Below are 21,990 nucleotides of genomic sequence, written 5' to 3' on the forward strand. Positions count from 1 at the left end.
AATAGGGAAAATTCGGTACCATAACGCTCAATAGATAGGTGTGAATGGAAAATGAGCGAACAAAAAAATCAATTTGTCGTTTCACAGGAAAACTGGTCCCTTCATCGGAAAGGCCATCGGGATCAAGAGCGTCATATGGATAAAGTAAAAGAGGCAATACGTAATAACTTACCTGATTTAATTAGCGAAGAGAGCATTGTCATGTCTAATGGCCGAGATGTTATCAAAATTCCGATCCGTTCCTTGGATGAATATAAAATCCGTTATAATCATGACAAATCCAAACATGTCGGGCAAGGCGATGGCAGCAGTCAAGTTGATGATGTTGTTGCCAGTGATGGCAAGCAGGGACAAAGTGGCCAAGGGAAACAAGCGGGGGATCAGCCCGGACAGGATTATTATGAAGCAGAAGTTTCCATGGCGGAAATCGAGGACATTCTTTTTGATGAACTCGAATTACCGAATTTAGAGCAAAAAGAACAGGCTGAAATAATGGACGAAAAAATCGAATTTAACGATATCCGAAAAAAGGGCCTGATCGGTAATATCGATAAAAAACGAACTATTTTAACAGCGATTAAAAGAAATGCTATCAAAGGAAAGGCTGAAATCGCGCCGATTCATAATGATGATTTGCGTTTTAAAACGTGGAATGATATTGAAAAGCCAGAGTCCCAAGCTGTTGTACTGATGATGATGGATACGAGTGCATCAATGGGGAATTTCGAAAAATATATGGCAAGAAGCTTCTTTTTCTGGATGATGAAGTTTTTGCGTACAAAATACGAAACGGTTGATATTGAATTCATTGCCCATCATACAGAAGCAAAAGTAGTCACACAGGAAGACTTTTTTTCAAAAGGAGAGAGTGGAGGGACGATTTGTTCATCGGCTTATGAGAAGGCGTTAGAGCTTATTAAAGGACAATACCACCCCGCGCGCTATAATATTTATCCTTTTCACTTTTCTGACGGTGAAAATATGTCGTCTGATAATGAAAAATGTATGAAGCTTGTGCATGAATTGATGGAAGTCTCAAGTCTTTTTGGCTATGGCGAAGTCAATGCACATAGCCGTTTTTCGACATTAATGGCTACCTATAAAAAAATCGAGCATCCGAAGTTTCGGCATTATGTTTTGAAGGAAAATAAAGATGTGTATCATGCGCTAAAACGTTTTTTCAATAATGGGGATTCGGAGGGATCCGATTGACGACTCAACATGCACTTGAGTATGCGATTGATGAAATTACGGAAATTGCCACTGGATTCGGTCTGGATTTCTATCCAATGCGTTATGAAATTTGTCCGGCCGATATCCTTTATACATTTGGTGCATATGGCATGCCAACACGTTTTACGCATTGGAGTTTTGGTAAGCAGTTTCATAAAATGAAGCTGCAATATGATCTTGGGCTAAGTCAAATTTATGAATTGGTCATTAACTCCAATCCTTGTTATGCGTTTTTATTGGATACGAATAGCCTAATTCAAAATAAGCTCATTATTGCCCATGTCCTTGCACACTGTGATTTTTTCAAAAATAATGTTCGGTTTTCCAATACAAGGCGGGACATGGTAGAAAGCATGACGTCTACTGCAGAACGAATTGCGAATTATGAAATGCTCTATGGGAAAGAGGAGGTAGAACGTTTTTTAGATGCAGTTTTGGGCATCCAAGAACATATTGACCCTTCTATTCGAAGGCATCACCTGTCAGAAGATGTTGTAGAAGAGGAAGAGGTCGCACGTAAAACAGACTATGATGATTTATGGCATTTAGATCAACGGCAAAGTGATAAGAAAAAAATGACTCAGCCTGCTCATAAAATACCGCCAAAGCCCGAAAAAGATCTTCTGTTATTCATCTTACAATATAGCCGTCAATTGGAAGAGTGGCAACGTGATATTTTAACGATGATGCGCGAGGAAATGCTTTATTTCTGGCCGCAGCTGGAGACCAAAATTATGAATGAAGGCTGGGCATCTTATTGGCATCAGCGGATTATCAGGGAAATGGATTTAACGACGGATGAGACCATCGAGTTTGCGACGTTAAATGCTAACGTTGTACAGCCTTCCAAAACAAGCATCAATCCTTACTATCTTGGTGTGAAAATTTTTGAAGACATTGAGCAACGATACAATCATCCAACGGAGGACATGAAAAAGTTCGGTGCCAAACCAAATGCAGGCAGAGAAAAAATGTTTGAAGTGAGAGAAATTGAATCGGATATTTCTTTTATTCGAAACTATTTAACGAAGGATTTAGTTCTGCAAGGGGACTTGTACTTGTTTGAAAAAAAGAGGGGAGATTACCGCATTACAACGAAAGATCATGAAGAGGTAAGAGATCAGCTTGTTGCGATGCGTGTGAATGGTGGTTTTCCGTATATTGTTGTTGAGAATGGCGATTATTTACGCAACGGAGAATTGTATTTAGTGCATCAATTTGATGAGAAAGAACTGGATGTCCGTTATTTGGAGCATGTTCTTCCTTATATTCATCAATTATGGGGGCGTATTGTCCATTTAGAAACGTATGTGGAGAATAAGCAAATTATTTTTTCATATGACGGGAAAAAGGTTTATCGGCGTTATGTGTAAAAGGATGACGCCTAGTGGTTGATTAACCAAAAAGTAATATGATCAAATACTAGGCGCTCTATGTTCAATCGCATTTGGTTTCGCTTTTGATTGAACGACTTCTATACAATAACCGTATTATTTATGTCTAGGGATGCGACTTCGCCGCATCTCTAGACATTCTTTTGGTAATCGTATGGTGGTCGTTCATCCGCCGCTCTCCAAAAACGCTGATACACGAAGTGCTAATTCTTTTGGGGATGAGGGAATAGAGGGGCCTCTTAACTGGAGAGGGCCGCCAAAGATACAATTTTGGCGGCTAAGGCCTTCGCCAGGGACTTTCCTTTTTTTAATTTAGGAAGTGTCACCTTCTATAAAGCTTTCTAAAATTAAAGTAGGAACAACTTGTACATAGTACCAAAGTGCCTGAAATTGCATCTTCGGGCACTTACAATCTTTACAGAAAGCCACCTATTCTTTTCTTTCCAAGTAACTGTGTTTATCACTTAAACACATTAACCCCCAAAGGAGGAATGAACCCTAATTCCTCCCCGGTAATCATGTCCTGAATAGTTTGCCGAAAGCGAACCGAAAATTCTCTAGTGAAAAAAGAATGATATGGAAAAATGCACTCCAAAACTTCGGAGTGCATTTTTTCGTTACGATTCATTGGCTTGTTCAACCAACTCGTCTAATTTATGTGCAACTTCACCCAAAGATAAGGTGATAGTACTTAATATTTCTGTTGCAGCACTTTGCTGTTCAGAGGCTGCTGAAATACCTTCTATATTTTCCAATGAATGATGGATAGACTCTGTAATTTCTTCAAGCAATGTATTCGTTAGATTTGTTTGCTCAAGTAAAATGGTAGTCGCTTCTGAGACATCGTCAATTTCTTTTTCAACTTCCATTGTTGCCTCATGAATCGTATCAAATGCTCGCTCACTGACGATTATTTTTTCAGTACCTTTATCTATCTCTTTCATGCCGCTGTCCATTTCGTTTGCTACTTCTTTAATTTGCGTTTGAATGGTACTAATGACCACTTGAATTTCAGCAGCGGATTGCTCAGTTCCTATAGCTAAATTACGGACTTCCTCTGCTACGATTGAGAAGCCTTTGCCATGCTCACCAGCGCGTGCTGCTTCTATAGAAGCATTGAGAGCGAGTAGCTTTGTTTGATCTGAAATGGTCGTGATAACTTGTAGCAATTTACCCACTTCAGAGGATTTCACTTCTAAATCTTCTATCAATTGCTTAATAGAGCCAACTGTTTCGGTAATAACGGTCATTTGTGTGACTACTTCTTGTACCGTTTCTTTCCCAGTAATGGCTTCATGTAGGCTGTTTTTCGCCTTATCCGTGACAATTTCTGTGCTGTTATGAATTTGTTCTACTTGATTTACGATTAACCTATTTTTGTCAACACTGTCTTGTAGGCTTGCTAGCTGTTCCTCAACTGCGGCGCTATTTTGGAGAAGGACCGATGTGATTTCTTGACTTGCCTTGGCCGAATCGGAAGTTCCCTCCGTTAATTTATCGACATGATTGACCATAACAGTGCTTGTTTGGTCGATTTCCGCAAGGAGCTGATCAAGATGGGCTTGTTGAAGCTCTTTTTCAGCAGTCAAACGATTTTCAGTCAGCTTATTAATATAAATAATAAGCATCGTCGCTAAACATGTAAAGATAAGGTAAATAAAATGAAGCATAAGTAATGGAAAGCTATAATCACTCGTTCCACATAGCAATTGTGGGAAATAGAAATAGCCAGCTAAATGGTGAACTGCAAAAACAGTAAGGCTTAACAGAATTAAGCGTATGCTGGTAAAGCTTGCAATGATAGCAACCACCATAAAGATGGAGAAATGGTATTCAACTAAGCCGTTTTCACCAGCAATCATGGCAATACTCGAGAATGTGAGTGTCAACGTTAGATATATTGGAATTCGGGGATGGACTTTATCTTTTCTAAATAGCCATAGAGCGATGAAAAATAGTCCAATAGGAATAAGTAACAATATGTTCGTCAGTGTGGTTAGTCCACTCGAAAGGCTACTAATCCCACTTAATGAAAGATAGGAACTTAAAAAATTAAATTGTCTATGTAATACATGAATAATGATTGCCAATCCGACCGAGCAGCCACTTAATATCATTAATAACCCGTTTTTCGTTAAATTAAGTGTTTTCATTGAATTTTGTCCAACTCCTACATGTATAATAATCTATTGCTAATTTATTACTTTGATAAAGTAAAGAACGAATAAATTTCCAAAGCATCATTAAAATTAACAAAGAGACCTATACATAATCTATACATTGGAATAGTAACTAAAGATTGTTTGGTCTGTAATTGAAATATCTTGATGAAATTGAGATACTACATTATAAAGAGAGTGAAGACTTTTGCAAAAGGGGGAATCTACATGAGAGCCATTTTAGTAGATGATGAACACCTAGCGCTACAATATTTAGGGAAGCTGCTACAAGAAATCGATGGTGTTAAGATTATTGGAACTTATATAAATCCATATGAAGCAATTGAAGCCATACTTCAAGAAAAACCAGATATTGTTTTTCTCGATATTGAAATGCCTGAGATGAATGGCATTGAGCTGGCTGAAAAAATTCAAGAAACATTGCCAACTACCCACATTGTTTTCATTACCGCGTTTAGTGAATATGCTGTGAAGGCGTTTGAAATAAATGCCGTCGATTATATTGTAAAACCTGTTCAGCGCGATCGGCTGAGTAAAACCTTGTGGCGCATTGCCAAAGAGTTTACAGAGATTTCGAATTCAACAGTTCCTAGCCGTTCGGCAAGGGTGAGCATGTTTCAATCATTATCTTTCGTTTGGAGTGGAGATGTCTCTGAGCCGATTGATGTACGTTGGCGAACGTCTAAAGTACGTGGAATATTTGCATTACTCCTTCAAAATCGAGGGACTTTTGTCCAAAAAGATCTTTTGCTAGATCTTTTTTGGCCCGAGATGGATTTAGAAAAAGGCTTTATACAATTATATAGTGCGGTATATCAAATTAGAAAAACAATTGCATCGACAAATTTTGATATGAGTATTGTGAATCATGAAAATGGCTACCGACTCGATTTAAACGGTGTGACTGTCGATGTGGATGAGTGGGAGAAGGGGATAGAACAAGTAGCTGCTATTACAGATAAGACACTTGAGGAGCATAGAAAGTTATTGGAGTTGTACCAAGGGGATTATTTGGCGAAAGAAGAGTATGTATGGGCGGAAGGCGAGCGGGAACGTTTACGTGTACTTTGGCTACAACATATTTTCAAAGTTGCAGATTACTTAGTGTCTGACAGGCAATTTGGGGAAGCTGTATCCCTTTATTTGCGTGTACAAATAGCTCAACCATTTTTAGATGAAAGTTATTTCAAGTTGATGCAATTATATGGTCAGCTTGGTGATCATCGGTCTGTGGAGCAGCAGTATAGCCAGTTAACAGCGATGCTACAGGAAGAATATGATGCAAAACCAAGAGCGATTATTCGGGAATGGTATGAAAAGTGGCTGGGGGCTAGTGGAATAAGTATATCGTGAAAATGGATGTCTGCTGCCTTATTAGGAAGCGGCATCCATTTTGTTCTAGCTCAGGAAATTATAAAATTCTCGTACTGTGGATAAGTCGGAATAGAGTGATTTCTCGTCTAGGCTCCAGCACCTAGCCCCGACAAGCCCTCCAGCGCTTGTTGGGGCTGAACAGGTGCTTGCGCTTTTGTTCCTGCTGAAACCTATAGCTGAAGAGAGCACATTAACGATTGTCCTGCTACTCAGCTTTTCTAGCCTTTAATTTATGTTCATACATATTTGAATCTGCTAATTGAAACAAATCCTCAAAATGATCTGCGTCTGCTGGGAAAAAGGCAATCCCGATACTCGGTTCAATTTGTAACGTGATCGCATCAGTTATAAACAAGTTTTCCTTAAAACTTTCCTGCAATCGCTTGCTCCAATCAGTCACTGCTTGTTGTGTTGGGAAGTTTTCCAAGAAGATGACGAACTCGTCTCCTCCTAATCGTGCAACCAAATCATTTGATCGTACGGCTTGCTTTAAGAGCGTAGCTGTATGCTGTAGAACTTGGTCTCCAATCGCATGTCCATACGTATCGTTTATTCGTTTAAACCGATTTAAATCAATCAAAATAAGGGCTGATTCTTTTGGTGAACTTGTTGTAAGCTCAATTAGTCGGTCTTTCACTTTGGGAACAAAATAAGCCCGGTTATGTAGAGCAGTAAGTACATCATGATAGGCCATATGTTTAATTAAACGATCATTTTCGATTTCTTCTGTTACGTTTCTCCAGACTAAATAAAATAACTTTTCTTCCTCAACGAGAATAGTAGTTGCCTCTACAGAATAGTGAATTACTTCTTGAGTATCATTTATTTTAAAGCTCAATGGATAATCATGTAGAGTAATTTTTTCTTGAAGTAAGTCGATGAACTGATGCAAAACCTCTTTGTTGTCATCAGTTCGAAAAAAATGTAGCATGTTGAAGTTCTTGTGACCATATTTGAGAAATTCTTTCCTGGAATATTCGTTAAATTCTAGAACATCCCAATCGCTATTAACAACTGTGATTGAAATGGGAATTAGGTTAAATATTGTTTGAAATTTTTTTACTGCAGAAGGTAGCAAATTGAATTTAAAAGCTGAAATAGTTAATAAAATAGGGAAAATGATGCCTATTATTAAAAAAGGGTGGGGAAGTAGAACTCGGTTGAAATTCGGATATTCAAATAGGAATGCAATGATTAAACCTAAAAAAGTTCCGGCCAAAAATAACTGTAAAATCTTGCGTCGTGAAATAGATGTTGTGTGCTTGATGCCGTACCATAATATCCCTATAAAAACTAGCATAATGGCATTGACAATCATAAGTATGACGAAATGGGGAAGATGGAAAATAGGGAAATTCCAAACGCCTATTCGGGTTGTTTCTGTATCGGCTATAAAATCGATTTTAAAAAGTAATATAGCTAAGATGATGAAAAAAGGAATATAACAAATGAAAGGATACAAAGGTATGTTAATACGATCAGGTATCCTAGCGATATGCATAAAAAAATGAAGTGTTATGGTAATGATTAATATACTAATGGTACCAAAGATTAGATGTAGCATAAGCGTGCTATAAGAAGGTGGTAGTAAATATCTAATGAACTCTTCAAAAAAAATAAAACTATAAAGAGCAATTAATACTGCAATAAGTCTGTTTGTTGTATTCAGGAAGTTTTGTGAGATAATTATGCAGGCGACACTAAATAAAATAATCCCGGGAACACCATAAATAATTATATAAGGAACTAGTTGTTGAATCGACATGATGCACACACTCCTTTTTGAAAGAAATTAACTGGAAAATGGATATTTATTACTATGAACAAATTAATCATTTTGGCTTGCTACTAGTATTATAGTCCTTTCTTGAAATAAGATAAAGTAGTTTTTTTATAATTTTCTGTCGAATAATATTTTTCATTTACATGTTCTTGCATTCCAAAATACAGCTTAATCTGGTATTGTTAGTGTATGTTTATCTCTATTTAGCAGGATTCAAACCTTATTCGAAAATGAAAGGATGGTTGACATGACAGCAGCGAATTCAATACCTAAATCAGGACCTGCATTGAAACAACTTCATTCACATCATGCGATTCACGAAAGCGGCTTGACAGGTGCGATTGACAAGACGAATGATATGATGGACTACTTAAAAAAAGGGGATTTAGCAACAGCTAATCATGCGGCGGATGCGCTGATAGACTACTGGCTCACACGCATTATTGCACATGCAGATTCGGAAGAGGCTGGATTTTACGAAGAAGTTGCAACGCAGAAGCCAGAATTGAAAGACGCCGTTATTCAGTTAACACGAGATCATGAGTTAATGCGTATTATCGTCAAAGATATCGAAGAACTTCGTGCAGAAGAAAATCTGAGCCCAGGCGTTCTTCACCGCTTCCACTCACTATTAGTCGTGAATGAAATACATAGTCGTGACGAAGAAAGATTGTTATTTGAATAAAAAGCGTCCATCCAGGTACTTTTTATCTAGCTCCGCATTTCATTTATTTTTTGACGAAGGAACGAGGAGGGGATTTACATCGAAAAAGCTTTACATATTTTAACCACATATTTTGGATATCCTTCCTTTAGAACGGGGCAGGAGCAAGTCATTCGTGGCGTCATGCAAGGACAGGATACCCTTTGTGTCATGCCGACAGGAGGCGGGAAATCAGTCTGCTATCAAGTGCCGGCACTTGTGATGGAAGGGACAGTTCTCGTTATTTCACCACTTATTTCCCTCATGAAAGACCAGGTCGATGCACTCCATCAAGTCGGTATCCCCGCTGCTTACATCAATAGTTCATTATCATCAGAAGAATATTTCGGAACAATGGAACTGGCGATGGCGGGCAAGTATCAGCTACTCTATGTGGCACCCGAACGGCTTGACTCGCCAGCGTTCAAAAACCAGTTACGCCAAATGAATATCCCGATGGTTGCGATTGATGAAGCGCATTGTATTTCACAATGGGGACATGATTTCCGTCCAAGCTACCGCAATATTAGTAGTATTGTTTCTCTATTCGATGAAAAACCGGTCGTTTTGGCACTGACAGCAACTGCAACACCGGATGTGCGGGAAGATATTTGTCGCCAGCTTGGGATTAGCGAAGCCAATACGGTGATGACGGGTTTCGAACGAGCGAATCTTACTTTTTCTGTCATTAAGGGACAAGACCGCGAGAAATTCGTCAAAGACTATGTGAAGAAAAATGATGGAGAAGCAGGTATCATTTATGCTGCAACGCGCAAAGCTGTCGATTCTGTCCATGAAACTTTACGGAAAAGTGGGGTAGCTGTTGCCAAATACCATGCGGGCTTAGGAGACGTTGAGCGACAATCGGAGCAGGACAGATTCTTGATGGATGAAGCGACGGTGATGGTCGCGACGAATGCTTTTGGTATGGGAATTGACAAGTCTAATATTCGCTATGTCATCCATTATCAAATGCCTAAAAATATGGAAAGTTATTACCAGGAAGCAGGACGTGCAGGGCGAGATGGGCTGGATAGTGAGTGTACGTTATTGTTTTCATCGCAAGATGTACAAACGCAACGTTTCCTCATTGATCAATCACAAGATGAGAATCGTATCCCTGCGGAATTAGAAAAATTGCAGTCAATGATTGACTTTTGCCATACGGAGGCCTGTTTGCAGAAATTCATCATTACCTATTTCGGTGAAACCGATGTCGTCAATTGTGGTCGCTGTGCGAATTGTACGGATACGAGGGAAAGCACAGATGTGACAGTGGATGTCCAAAAGGTATTATCCTGTGTCATCCGCATGAAGCAGCGTTTTGGCAAGACGATGATTGCACAAGTATTGACGGGATCTCGTAATAAGAAAGTACTCGAATTCGGATTCGAAAAACTACCTACCTATGGTTTGATGAAAGATCGAAGTGCAAAAGATATCTCTGATTTTATCGAATTCATTATTTCAGAAAACTATCTTGGGGTTGAAAATGGACAATTCCCGATTATTTATGTCAGTGAGCAAGGCAAGGATGTCTTAACAGGTGGCGTAAAAGTACATCGCAAAGTATCTGTCATTACGAAACAAATTACAGCGGACAATCCATTATTTGAGCAATTTCGTGCACTCCGCCGCCAATTAGCACAAGATGCAGGCGTGCCGCCGTTCGTTGTCTTTTCGGATAAAACATTGCAAGATATGGCAGCGAGAATGCCTATTACAGAAGAGGATTTCCTTGAAGTACATGGCGTTGGTCAGGCCAAGCTTGAACGTTATGGTGAGGCATTTATGAACGAAATTAAATTATATACGATGCAAAATGCATAATAAAACATCCGAAGCGCAACAGCAATGACTAGCGCTTCGGATGTTTTTGGTCACAAGCTTGAGGGAACGGGGTTACTATTCACATTGGCATCTGTTTTTCGGCAGAGTGCGACGAGTGCGTAGACGAGCGGCGTTTCCAAAATTGTTACAATGAATTTAAAAACATATTGCGATGCAATTAGCGTAAGAAGTGCACTAAATGGCATTGTGCCGATAAATGCAATGGTGAGAAAAATAGATGTATCAATGAGCTGGCTAGCCATCGTTGATGTATTGTTTCGTAACCATAATTTCTTTTCGCCATGGCGTTTCTTCAATTTATCAAAAATCAAGACATCGATATTTTGGCTAACTAGATAAGCGATAAGGCTTGCAGCGGTCACACGGAAACCGGCTGTGAAAATGATTTCGAACGATTGTTGGTTTTCGTAAAAAGGTGCTGCCGGCAATTGAATTGCAATCCAGATGAAAATAATCGCAAAAAGCTGTGTCAAGAAGCCGGTTAGTACTGTTCGATGCGCGGCCTTTTTTCCATACACTTCTGTAATAACATCAAGAATAGGATAAGTGAACACATAGACAATAACTGCCGCAGGTAAGACAATCCAACTCCCCACACTAAACAATTTCACTGCTAATATATTGGATAAAATCAACAAACCGACGAACAGACCATTCAAATAATAAAGCATTTTTGTAACACTCCTCTTATCGGTTATCGATTGTTTCCGGATACATATCATGATTCATCATCCGATGATCGGCCATTTGTTCATATTTTGTATCAGGTATCCCATAGTTACAATAAGGGTCAATGGACAAACCGCCACGCGGGGTGAATTTGCCCCATACTTCTATGTAGCGTGGTTCAATCAGTTTGATTAAATCATTCATGATAATATTGATGCAATCTTCATGGAAATCTCCGTGATTGCGGAAGCTAAATAGATACAGCTTGAGCGACTTACTTTCCACAAGTTTTTTATCTGGAATAAAACTAATATAGATTGTTGCAAAATCAGGTTGTCCTGTCATCGGACAAAGTGAAGTAAACTCGGGACAGTTAAATTTTACAAAGTAATCGCGATTGACGTGCATGCTATCAACTGACTCTAGTATTCCAGGGTTGTACTCGTACAAGTACTGCGTGTTTTGATTGCCGAGCAATGTTAGATCGGTTAATGTTGCTTCATCTCTTCCAGCCAATAAAAAAACCTCCCATAAATTTGTCAGGGAGGGTCATAAACGCCGAAAAAAAAGCCATGTCAAATGGACATGGCGAAGTATCGTCATCCATAGTTTTTTTAAGAGGGTCGCTATGAACCTCTCCCAGACGGGGTATTCGTTTCGTCTTTGACATTAACCGACTAACGATGATTTGTCAATAGACCTATTTTTTCTCATGCCGATGAGAGCGTACGTAGCAATAGCTAGTAAAATAGCACCTGTCAGCATGAATCCATCTTTGTAGGTGAGGTCAAGGTACCCGATGACGCTAGATCCCGCAACGACACCCATCGAAAAGAAGGCATAGAAATAACCGTATGCTTTCCCGCGGAACTCAGCGGAAGACGAATCGATAAGCAATGAATTGATGGAAGGGAATAGGAATGCGAATCCAGCTCCATAAACAGCCATTGCCATATACAAGTAATTCAATTGCTCAATTTGGCTGAGCAATAACATAGCTAGTCCCATTAAAGACATACCGAAAGCTAGCGTAATCATCGGACGAACCCGGTCAAAAATCCGATTGATAGGCAATAAAAAGATGAGAATAGCGACAACACCAAATGTGCTTAGTAGCATACCGCTTGTTTTCGTATCAAAGCCAAGTGATTCCACTTTTAAGGGCAACAGAAGTGCCAGTACGCCTTGTGAAAACATTAAAAAGAATGCCCCGGCAAATGCGCGTACCATACCTGGATGTTGGAATAAGTGTCTGACTCTGAAATTACCCACTTTTCTAGTCGATTGTTTAGGAACATGAGTAAATGAGCGAAGAACAAAGAAAGCAACAATGGCGAGTATAAGCATAATACCGCCGTTGACGGCCATTATGAAAGGTGTACTTGTCTTAGCCGCAACAATGCCTCCATAGGCTGGACCAACAATTGCAGCCATTCCGACAAACGCACCAGAAATAGCAACACTTTTTCCACGTTTCGATTCTTCGGCACGGTTTGCCAGGAAAGTGAAAGCCGCTGGGACAATCAATCCTTCCATGAATCCATGGACAAAACGAACACCGAGCAGTGACATTGGCCCGGTTGCGAAAGAATAAAGAAAGAGTGATAGGGCAGCTGCAAAAAGTCCAATGAGTAAAATAATAAAGGGTCCTTTTTTATCTGTCATGAAGCCGGAAATGATATTCCCAATCGTGTTGGAAAATGAATACATACCAACGGCGAGTCCTATTAAAAATGGTGACGCGCCAAGCGATAACGCGAATGGGCTCATGACAGGTAATTGTGAAAATAAATCAAAAAACGAGAAAAATACAATTAGATAAACAAAACCACGCATAAGAAAGCCTCTTTTCATTTGAAGATACCATCCTCTACCTTACCATTTTTCTCGTATGATTGGAAAAGGATAGATTGTGAACAATTAGCAACTTCATTCAGCAGAAGCCCAAACACCTGCTGAATGAAGAATGGAAGGCAACCTAAGATCGCCGCGTCCTGCGGCAACGGTTGCATGACCTACATCCTGTAGGACCGCGGATGTCACAGATTTTGAAGGGAGTCAGAAGGCAACCTAAGAACGCCGCGTCCTGCGGCAATGGTTGCATACCTGCATCCTGCAGGCACAAGCTCAATTCAAAATCTGGACGCAATCACGCCAAGGCTTGATTGATCGAATTATTATAGATAGCTTTTCGAACGCTCTAACGTTAAAATTATGGAATAGTAAAGTTACGAAAGGGGAAATGAACGATGACGATTAGAGTTGGAATAGCAGGGTATGGAAATTTGGGGCGTGGTGTAGAATCTGCGATTGCTCAAAACAAAGATATGGAATTGGTTGGGGTGTTCTCGAGAAGAAATCCGGCAGATGTGCAGTTGCTGAATAATAATGTGCCCGTACATACGATGGACGATATTCAAAATTACACGGATGCCATTGATGTTCTAATTCTTTGTGGCGGATCGAAAAACGATTTACCTGAACAAGGACCGGCATTAGCCGCGTTGTTTAATACAGTGGATAGTTTTGATACACATGCGAAAATTCCGGAATATTTCGAGGCAGTTGATGCAACGGCGAAACCGAATGGCAAGACAGCTATTATTTCCGTCGGTTGGGATCCAGGTTTATTTTCCATCAATCGTTTGTATGGCGAAGCAGTGTTGTCGGAAGGTGCGACGTACACATTTTGGGGTAAAGGCTTGAGCCAGGGACATTCGGATGCAGTTAGACGAATTCCAGGCGTCAAAGGGGCTGTCCAATATACAATCCCTGTTCCCGATGCTGTAGACCGTGTGCGTAGTGGGTCATTGCCTGAACTATCAACACGTGAAAAGCATACGCGTGACTGCTATGTGGTGTTACATGAAGGTGTGAGCGCTGAGGAAGTCAAACAGGCGATTGTTACGATGCCTGACTACTTCACAGATTACGACACGACAGTAACATTCATTACGGAAGAAGAATTGGCGCGTGATCATTCTGCAATGCCACATGGAGGGTTCGTCATTCGCAGTGGAAAAACCGGTGAAGGCAATGCCCAAGTGATGGAGTACTCATTGAAGCTTGATAGCAACCCTGAATTCACATCGAGTGTTTTAGTTGCCTACGCACGTGCAGCTTATCGGTTGAATCAAAACGGCGAAACTGGTGCGAAAACAGTATTTGACATTGCACCGGGATTGTTATCTCCGAAGAGTGCAGCTGAATTGCGTAAGGAATTGCTGTAAAATATAGCAGTAGTGATTAATTATGGCGTTACCTTGTTAGCTGAGGTAACGCTATTTTTCTAAAGTTAAGAAGGGAGCGGAGTGCATGAAGTTTTATCTTGCATCAGGTTTTCAGAACAAAAAGGCTGTCAACTATGTAAGTGGAAAGTTGATAGAAGCAGGTTGTGTACATACATATGATTGGACGAAGAATGATAGGGCCATGACACTGGAAGAGTTAAAGGTGATTGGTGAAGCGGAGAAAAAAGCGATATTGGAATCTGATGTTGTTGTTATTTTATTGCCTGGAGGGAAAGGAAGTCATATTGAATTAGGGATTGCACTCGGTCGAGGAAAGAAAATCTTTTTGTATTCGGCGGATGAGAAAGTGAATGATTTTGACACAACGAGTACCTTTTATCATTTGCCGGAAGTTGAACAGGTCATTGGTACATTGGATGAGTTGGTGGAGAGAGTTTGCGGTTTTTTAACTGGATACTCGCGCTTGCATTTTTGATGTCATAAAGAAATAATTTACCCTTGAGCTTCTACCAGCTTGAGCGATAGATGAAACTATATTTTAAACAATGAAAGCGTTATCTCGATTTTATGAGACGACGCTTTTTTGCTTGAACAATTATCGTCATGTGTATAAACGGTTTCCCTTCGTTTTCTTATGTGACAAAACTGTCAGCTACATGTCACGCTGAGCGATGGATGAGACAAATTAGACATGGTACATTTTACATTAGGTAGTTTGCATGTACGTTAAGAAATTTGAAAATCCAAAATAGATAAGGAAAGGGTGCTACTCGTAATGATTAAAAAAGGGTCTATTCGGCCAATTATAATGATGGCATTAATGTTGGTGCTAACAGGTTGTACTTCCAATAATTCAGCTGGGGAGACGGACGAATTTTCTTTACCACAAGAAGAAAAGAAAGTGATTATTGAAACAGCTCAAGTTAAACAAGGGAACTTATATTCAACAAGGGGGCTTTCGGCTCAAGTAGTTTCAGCTCAAGAAGTAGAAGTATATGTAAACCTTGGAGGAAGAATTATAGAAATAGCTGTTAAGGAAGGAGAAATTGTGGAGAGGGGTCAAATCATTGCGCTGCTTGATTCTGAAGAACAGGAAATGGTAATTAGTCAGGCAAATGATGCGGTAGATCAGGCCAAGGCACAAATCAATCAAGCAGAGCAACAGTTACAAACTGCGGAGCATAGCAAACGACAAGCTACTAGTCGCCACGAGCAATCGAAGTTGGCGTTCGCCAGACTTGAAAAACAATATAGTAAGTTTCAGGATCCACAGGATGAAAGTGAAATGGAAACGTCCCAAAGCATCGATTTAGCAGAACTAAAAAGCCAATGGGATAATGCGCTAAGCAACCTTGAAAAGTCATCACGGCTTTATGATAAAGACATCATACCTCGCAAAGAATTAGAGCAAGCACAAACGCAAGAAGAAAGTGCCAGAAGAAGCTATGAAAAAAGTTTGTTGTCCGCAAAGGAGTCTGCTGAAAAAAATGTACTTGCTGTAAACGAGTCTTCCGAAGAGTTAAAGAACACAATTGAAAACGATAAAATTAGTTTGTTAATTTCTGAAATGGAGCTTCAACAAGCAGATGTAGGAATAGAGCAGGCAAAAATAATATTGACACAAGCACAACAGGCTTCGCAGCAGGCAAAGAAGGTGTCTGAGAAAGCGAAAACTAAGTTGAGTGAATCAGTCATCCGGGCCCCATTCACAGGGATTGTTAACAATGTTCATGTGAAAGAAGGGGGGTATGCAGCACCGCAAGCTCCGATTGTAACGATGTTTAATAATCAACAGCTAAAAGTGATGTCATCCATTTATCCCACGCAGAAAAAGGATTTAGTTAAAGGGCAAAAGGTCGAAATAGTCGGCGTGAATGGAGAAGTAAGTCATGTTGGAGAAATTACATATATCGCCCCCTATGTAGACGACAAAGGTTTTATACAACTGGAAGCTTCTATACAAGGAGGAGATTCTCAGAATTTTATTGTTGGGGAGCACGTGGAGCTAGTAGTCGAAACAATGATAGGTGAGGACCAATTAATAATCCCTACCAAAGCAATTACGGAAAAGGACGGCAGGGCATTTATTTATAGCATACAAGATTCTAAAGCTAGTTACCTGGAAATAGAGATTTTACAAATGCAAGAGGAATGGACTTCTGTAAAAGGAAATCTTCAATCTGGAGAAGAAATCGCAGTGAAAGGTATGGTGTTACTATCTGATGGTTCGAATGTGCAAGTCGTTGGTGGGGTAGAGCCGAATGAAGAGAAAACGAACCAGGCTAAGGAAAACAAGGATTCATCTAAAGAGAAAGACGGTGAATCTCGTTGATTACTATGGCTGTCAAGCGTTCGGTTGCTGTAACTTTACTCCTAGTAGGAATTGTTGTGACAGGAATCTTTTGTCTTCAAAAGTTTAATGTAGAATTGATGCCAGAGTTTAAATTGTCGATGGCGTTTATCACGGCAAACTATCCAAATGCTTCTGCTGAAGAAGTCGATCAAAAAATTACTGTGCCACTGGAGCAGTTGCTTAAAGAAGATCAGGATATTAAGAGCGTAAGTTCTACTTCGTCTAAAGGAAGTTCTAGTATTTTCGTCACTTTTAAGTCGAATATTAATCTTGAGAAGAAAATCCAAGATCTGCAAATGAAAATTGATGGAAGTAGAAGTATGATGCCGGCCGGTGTGCAGTCCCTAGTTATCTCTGATTACAATAGGAGTATGGGAAGGGAACCAGTTATCGGATTCTCTATTTTGGGAGCTAAGGGAGATGAATCTTTTCTTCAGCGTATAGAGTCAGAAATTGCTAATATACAGGGCGTGGCAGAGGTAAAATTTCGCGGGAGTAATGTGAGGCAATTGCGTATAAATTTGAACTCACAGCAGCTTGCTGCGTATAAATTAACAACTAGCGATCTATTGAAGGCACTCACGAAAAATTCGGTACAAACCATTGGGACCATACAGGAAAGTGGAAAGGAGTTACAATTGGTTGTCCCTGAAGAGCAATATACCATTGCTGCGATTGAACAAACCAAGATTCCGACCGCGGATGGACTATTTATTTCGATTCGGGACATTGCTGACATTTCTATTGTGAGCAACGAAGAAAAGAATCTCTATACCATTAATGATAAGCCGACAATTGGATTCTCTGTTGTAAAGGAATCGAATGCGAATATTGTAGAAGTAACGGATGCGATTTTAGAAAAAATAGAAACATTGAAAGAAACGTTACCCCAAGGAATTGATATCCAAATAGGCGATAATGCAGGGATCTTTGTGAAAGACTCCATTAAGCAAGTGACGAATAACTTAATTATGGGTGGATTGTTAGCTAGTGCAGTTCTGCTTTTCTTTTTCAAAAGTTTTCGCATACTAGTTATTATCGTTCTATCCATTCCTATCTCGATTATTATGGCACTAATCGCTCTGTATTTTTCAGGTCAAACATTAAATGTGCTCTCGTTAGCAGGACTTGCACTAGGAGTCGGCATGATGGTGGATAGCTCAATCGTTATCCTCGAAAATATTATTAAATATAAACAACAAGGGTACCCGATATTTGAAGCAGTTAAGCAGGGGAGTAAAGAACTACGCCAGGCGGTTATTGCCTCTACATTAACAACTATTATTGTTTTTTCACCTCTGTTTTTTATCGGTGATTTGAAAAGCTTAACTATGCCCTTTGCTCTTGCTGTTATTTTTACATTAATTGCTTCTCTTCTTGCAGCAATAACGATTGTGCCTATGCTTTCTTATAAATGGATGGGTAGTGAAAAAGTAGTCATACAGAACAATGCAAAATGGCTTAGTGGGCTTATTAACCAGTATCAAAAAGTATTGAAGTGGTCATTGAAAAAACGATGGGTGCCAGTCTTGGTTGCGCTCGCTTTAAGTATAGGTAGCTTGTTTTTGATCCCATTAATTGGATTCGAGGCTATAACTGTGGAAGATGATGGCAGGATTCACATGGACGCCTCCATGCATGGCAAGCTTTCAGAGGATGAGTTATTGCTGTTGATAAAACAATTAGATGATGCGATAGAGCCTTTTGACAACATCATTCAAGTGAAGGAGAAGAGTGTTGAGCAAGGTTATATTTCTTATTTCATTCAACTAGTGCCAAAGAGTGAACGGAAAGAACAGTTGCAAGAAATTTTAGCTCAAGTGAAACAATCATTGGCGCCTTCATCGATGGTTTCTTTATATATAAATGGAGAAGAACTTGAAGTTTTTGATGCAAACCGAGAACAGCGGATAGATGTTACTTTATCTGGAACAAATTATGAGGTTTTAACAGCGTTAACAGAACAAGTTACGCTTTTTCTAGAAAACACACCTGGAATTGTGGATATCGATGTTCCAGATATTAGTGGAGAACCACAATTAAAATTAGTAGTCAATAACGCTCTAGCTGCAAAATATGGATTGGATCGGGAGCAAATTGTGATGCAAATGCAAGAGGCCGTCATGAATGATGAAGTCATGCGTTTCTCTGAAAATGAGACAGACTATCGAGTCTATGTGAACTATGCAAATCGACAAACTGATACGATGGCATTTTGGGAAAATTTGAATGTTAAAACAGCTAGTGGAGATCATATACCTTTATTCGCCGTGGCGTCATTTGAATCTACACAGGGTCCAATATCCATACAACGGAAAGGGTTTAAACAAGGAATAACGGTTCGTGCAAGTGTTGCAGCTACTGATGAAACCGGTGAAATCATCAATGAATTTAATCGGATGTTGGAGGAGATTCCGTTCCCTCCGGAGTATGGTTATGAGTTTTATAGTTTTGACACTGGTGATGAGGAGCTTATTACTAAGTTGATAGTCGCTATAGTTGCTGCTATAGGGCTTGTCTATGCTGTCTTGGCAATTCAATTCAACTCATATAGTCAACCCATTATTATTATGCTAGCGATTCCGCCAACAATCATCGGTGTCGTTTTGGGGCTTTTACTTACGGGCAAACCTTTATCCCCTATGGTAGCGCTAGGCATCATTATTTTGGCAGGAATAGTAGTTAACAATTCAATTTTATTGGTCGATTATATTAATCAACGCAAGGAAGAGAATTGGGATCGAACAATGGTTGTTATTGCAGCAGGAAAAGAACGACTTCGTCCAATTTTGATGACTACACTGACAACTGTATTAGGGATGATACCTTTGGCGATGGGATTAGGTGATGGAGCTAGTCTGCAACAGCCTATTGGAATTGTAACGATTTTTGGCTTATCCGTTTCTACCTTATTTACACTTGTATTTATACCTGTGGTGTATACACTATTCGATGACTGTTCGAATGTCCTTACACGTCTTTCGAAAAAAGCAACAAGAAAACTAGTTGTAAAGCAGAAAACAGCTGCATAAGAAGAACTGTCTAAAAGCTAGGTTAAAGAAGGAGAGGATTATATGCGTAAAAGTCTAATCATCACAACTTGCTTACTTACGCTGCTACCTTTATCAAAAGTGGCAGCAAATGAGTCATTAGGAGAAGTAGTGGATACAGTAATCAATGAGAGTTTAGAAGCTAAATTGCTTAAAATGGATAGGGATTTACCGTTATCAGCAGATGCCTATAGGTATCAAGATGATTTTAAAGCATTAAAGGATATTAATAATGAGCAGAGAAATTTGAACAAAAAAATGACGTTGCAGGGGATTAAGTATGAAGCAAACCAGTTGGTTTATGGTTATTATAAGGAAAAGCAAGCAGTCAAATTACAAGAGGAAAATTTAAAGTTGTTTGAAAAAGAATATGGAAATAGCCAAGCAAAATATGAGGAAGGGATGTCCACTAAGGGAGCTGTGTTACAAGCGGAAATAGGTGTAAATGAAGCTAAGTTAGCGGTGAAAACAGCAAAGTTAAAATTGAACGAAGCGACTTTACGACTTAATCAAAAACTGGGAAATGAATTTAACGCGGAACTCACAATTCAAACTATACCTGAATTTAGTTTGTTAGGTCCAATTGACTATGATGCTGAAATAATAGCGAAAGAGATGAAAGACAAGCAACCTTCTCTTGTTCTAATTCGTAAGAAATTACAAGAGTACAGCAATATCTTGAATCGAATTGACTCACTTCCTCATTTAGATGAGGAAGAGTTCTTAAAAAAATTACATGGTTTTGATCAACAACTACATGAGCTAACGAACAAAATGGATGAAACAAATTCAATTATTGATGGTAAACAGTTGAATGCGTTGAAGAGTCAGAAGCAACAGGCAGAAGCTGATCGTGGAGAAGTTTCCCAATCTTATCAGGAAGCGCAAGAAAACGGTACACTTTCTCAAGCTGAGGAAGAAAAGTATGTGAAACAACTAGCCAATTTAGACCAGCAAATTTCAAAGCTCACGACAAATATTAAAGATGTAGAAGCCAAAATACCTGGGGTTGAAGAAGCTTTGGGTGAATATAAGAATGCTAAAGGGGAATTAGTAGTATCCCGTGGAGCATTTTTAAAAGAATATGATAAATCGCTCGAAGAACAGGGAAAAGCAAAGCTGGAACTCAAAGAGTATTATACAAATGAAATTCAAAAAATAGAACTTGAACTGGTTCAGGCGGAAAGAAAAGTAAAACTCAAAGCTTTTGAGTTTGAGAATCAGTTTAACGTGTTGAGTGATCAAATCAAACTTGCGGAAGACAAAGTAGAGCAGGCAGAAAGAGAACATAAACAGCAAAAAGAATTGTACGGGTCAGGAGAAATTATTTTTCTGGATGTGCAAAAGTCGCAGCAACAACTCCACGCAACCGAATTAGAATTAACGAATGTTCAATTAGATTATCAACTATTAAAGGAAGAATTCAGCTTATTTAAAGAAGGCTATATTATGTGATTGGCTGACAATCTGTCCGGGAAATATACAACATGACACGTCTATGATTAACCAACAGACGTGTTTGTAAAAAGAAAAAGTGCTGTGTTATTCATCGAAGGAAAGTCGGTGAATAGACAGCACTTTTTCTATTTAGGCCGCATCGATTGTTAATAATACATTTAGCATGGAGCCATTTTCGAGTCTAACTGGTAATTTGAACGCTTGTTTGAAGCCGAAAAACTTGATGGTTCCTGTCATAACCGTTGGAGGGGAAATATCGAGGATAAGTCCATCCTTTTCAAGTAACGTACATAAGTTTCCAGCGACCATATTGCCGAGCTCGCCCGTGAATGACTCAATCATCTCACCTTCGATAGACATACCGAACATTGCTTGGCCAATTAGTGCGATAACTTCCGGAGATGTTTCAAGAATTAAACGGCCTTTTATGCCACCGACAAGCCCAATTAGTACGCTCAACTCTTCTTGTTCAAAGGGTTGTACAGTCATTGTAGGAGATAATACATCTAGTTTAACTGGGATAACAGTTGTTAGAGAGGCAATAGTACCATTCAAGATCATTTGCACATGTTTAGAGGTACTCATTTAGATTCCCCACCTTTTATGATTAGTAGTCCGATTATACCATATTAATATATCGAAAATGCAATATTCGACAAAGTTCTTCGATTTATTTTTTTTTATAGTCAAT

General features: G+C 39.3%; 18 protein-coding genes and 1 riboswitch. Of the genes, 11 read left to right on the forward strand and 7 right to left on the reverse strand.

The window, feature by feature from the left end:
- Positions 1 to 51 precede the first annotated feature (51 nt).
- Complete coding sequence (gene yhbH / locus N1I80_RS08120; RefSeq protein ID WP_340737387.1) at positions 52 to 1,212, forward strand: sporulation protein YhbH; 1,161 nt, start codon at positions 52 to 54, stop codon at positions 1,210 to 1,212.
- Positions 1,209 to 2,606 carry a SpoVR family protein gene (locus N1I80_RS08125; protein WP_445683639.1) on the forward strand — a complete coding sequence of 466 codons (1,398 nt, stop codon included), beginning with the start codon at positions 1,209 to 1,211 and terminating at the stop codon, positions 2,604 to 2,606. Before yhbH ends, N1I80_RS08125 begins: the two co-directional genes overlap by 4 nt.
- 638 nt (positions 2,607 to 3,244) lie before the next feature.
- Here N1I80_RS08125 and N1I80_RS08130 read toward each other — a convergent pair.
- Entirely contained in the window at positions 3,245 to 4,780 is a 1,536-nt protein-coding gene (locus N1I80_RS08130; RefSeq protein ID WP_340737388.1) for a methyl-accepting chemotaxis protein, read from the reverse strand.
- A gap of 234 nt (positions 4,781 to 5,014) precedes the next feature.
- On the opposite strand from N1I80_RS08130, the gene N1I80_RS08135 reads away from it, so the two are divergent.
- Positions 5,015 to 6,160: a response regulator gene (locus N1I80_RS08135; protein WP_340737389.1), complete on the forward strand. Its 1,146-nt coding sequence runs from the start codon at positions 5,015 to 5,017 to the stop codon at positions 6,158 to 6,160.
- A gap of 226 nt (positions 6,161 to 6,386) precedes the next feature.
- On the opposite strand, the gene N1I80_RS08140 is transcribed toward N1I80_RS08135, so the two are convergent.
- The gene (locus N1I80_RS08140; RefSeq protein WP_340737390.1) at positions 6,387 to 7,112 is read right to left on the reverse strand and encodes a GGDEF domain-containing protein; all 726 of its coding nucleotides are present in this window, start codon (positions 7,110 to 7,112) and stop codon (positions 6,387 to 6,389) included.
- A 148-nt stretch (positions 7,113 to 7,260) separates the two neighbouring features.
- Here N1I80_RS08140 and N1I80_RS08145 point away from each other — a divergent pair, with 148 nt between their 5' ends.
- The 3 genes from N1I80_RS08145 (at position 7,261) to recQ (ending at position 10,497) form a co-directional block, all read left to right on the forward strand.
- Entirely contained in the window at positions 7,261 to 7,626 is a 366-nt protein-coding gene (locus tag N1I80_RS08145; protein WP_340737391.1) for a hypothetical protein, read from the forward strand.
- A gap of 585 nt (positions 7,627 to 8,211) precedes the next feature.
- A complete protein-coding gene (locus N1I80_RS08150) occupies positions 8,212 to 8,649 on the forward strand; it encodes a hypothetical protein (RefSeq protein WP_340737392.1) in 438 nt (145 codons plus the stop codon).
- A 78-nt stretch (positions 8,650 to 8,727) separates the two neighbouring features.
- Positions 8,728 to 10,497 carry a DNA helicase RecQ gene (gene recQ / locus N1I80_RS08155; RefSeq protein WP_340739996.1) on the forward strand — a complete coding sequence of 590 codons (1,770 nt, stop codon included), beginning with the start codon at positions 8,728 to 8,730 and terminating at the stop codon, positions 10,495 to 10,497.
- 50 nt (positions 10,498 to 10,547) lie between these two features.
- On the opposite strand, the gene N1I80_RS08160 is transcribed toward recQ, so the two are convergent.
- The 4 genes from N1I80_RS08160 to N1I80_RS08175 form a co-directional block, all read right to left on the reverse strand.
- Positions 10,548 to 11,189 (reverse strand): queuosine precursor transporter, encoded by a 642-nt coding sequence (locus tag N1I80_RS08160; RefSeq protein ID WP_340737393.1) that lies wholly within the window; start codon positions 11,187 to 11,189, stop codon positions 10,548 to 10,550.
- A 16-nt stretch (positions 11,190 to 11,205) separates the two neighbouring features.
- Positions 11,206 to 11,703: a preQ(1) synthase gene (gene queF, locus N1I80_RS08165; RefSeq protein ID WP_340737394.1), complete on the reverse strand. Its 498-nt coding sequence runs from the start codon at positions 11,701 to 11,703 to the stop codon at positions 11,206 to 11,208.
- Between the two features lie 83 nt (positions 11,704 to 11,786).
- Positions 11,787 to 11,830, reverse strand: a riboswitch (PreQ1 riboswitch).
- A 26-nt stretch (positions 11,831 to 11,856) separates the two neighbouring features.
- Positions 11,857 to 13,023 (reverse strand): MFS transporter, encoded by a 1,167-nt coding sequence (locus N1I80_RS08170; RefSeq protein ID WP_340739997.1) that lies wholly within the window; start codon positions 13,021 to 13,023, stop codon positions 11,857 to 11,859.
- A gap of 14 nt (positions 13,024 to 13,037) precedes the next feature.
- Positions 13,038 to 13,199, reverse strand: coding sequence for a hypothetical protein (locus N1I80_RS08175; RefSeq protein ID WP_340737395.1), 162 nt, complete (start codon positions 13,197 to 13,199; stop codon positions 13,038 to 13,040).
- A 237-nt stretch (positions 13,200 to 13,436) separates the two neighbouring features.
- On the opposite strand from N1I80_RS08175, the gene N1I80_RS08180 reads away from it, so the two are divergent.
- The 5 genes from N1I80_RS08180 (at position 13,437) to N1I80_RS08200 (ending at position 21,296) form a co-directional block, all read left to right on the forward strand.
- Positions 13,437 to 14,417 (forward strand): diaminopimelate dehydrogenase, encoded by a 981-nt coding sequence (locus N1I80_RS08180; protein WP_340737396.1) that lies wholly within the window; start codon positions 13,437 to 13,439, stop codon positions 14,415 to 14,417.
- A gap of 85 nt (positions 14,418 to 14,502) precedes the next feature.
- Positions 14,503 to 14,913, forward strand: coding sequence for a nucleoside 2-deoxyribosyltransferase (locus N1I80_RS08185; RefSeq protein ID WP_340737397.1), 411 nt, complete (start codon positions 14,503 to 14,505; stop codon positions 14,911 to 14,913).
- Positions 14,914 to 15,213: 300 nt separating this feature from the next.
- The gene (locus N1I80_RS08190; protein WP_340737398.1) at positions 15,214 to 16,770 is read left to right on the forward strand and encodes an efflux RND transporter periplasmic adaptor subunit; all 1,557 of its coding nucleotides are present in this window, start codon (positions 15,214 to 15,216) and stop codon (positions 16,768 to 16,770) included.
- A gap of 5 nt (positions 16,771 to 16,775) precedes the next feature.
- Positions 16,776 to 19,823 (forward strand): efflux RND transporter permease subunit, encoded by a 3,048-nt coding sequence (locus tag N1I80_RS08195; protein WP_340739998.1) that lies wholly within the window; start codon positions 16,776 to 16,778, stop codon positions 19,821 to 19,823.
- Between the two features lie 42 nt (positions 19,824 to 19,865).
- Positions 19,866 to 21,296 (forward strand): TolC family protein, encoded by a 1,431-nt coding sequence (locus N1I80_RS08200; protein ID WP_340737399.1) that lies wholly within the window; start codon positions 19,866 to 19,868, stop codon positions 21,294 to 21,296.
- Positions 21,297 to 21,428: 132 nt separating this feature from the next.
- Here N1I80_RS08200 and N1I80_RS08205 read toward each other — a convergent pair whose 3' ends face one another.
- On the reverse strand, positions 21,429 to 21,884 hold the full coding sequence (locus N1I80_RS08205) for a chemotaxis protein CheX (RefSeq protein ID WP_340737400.1): 456 nt from the start codon (positions 21,882 to 21,884) through the stop codon (positions 21,429 to 21,431).
- Between the last annotated feature and the right edge of the window lie 106 nt (positions 21,885 to 21,990).

The sequence above is a fragment of the Sporosarcina sp. FSL K6-3457 genome (genome assembly GCF_038007285.1).
In the GTDB taxonomy this organism is placed as follows: Bacteria; Bacillota; Bacilli; order Bacillales_A; family Planococcaceae; genus Sporosarcina.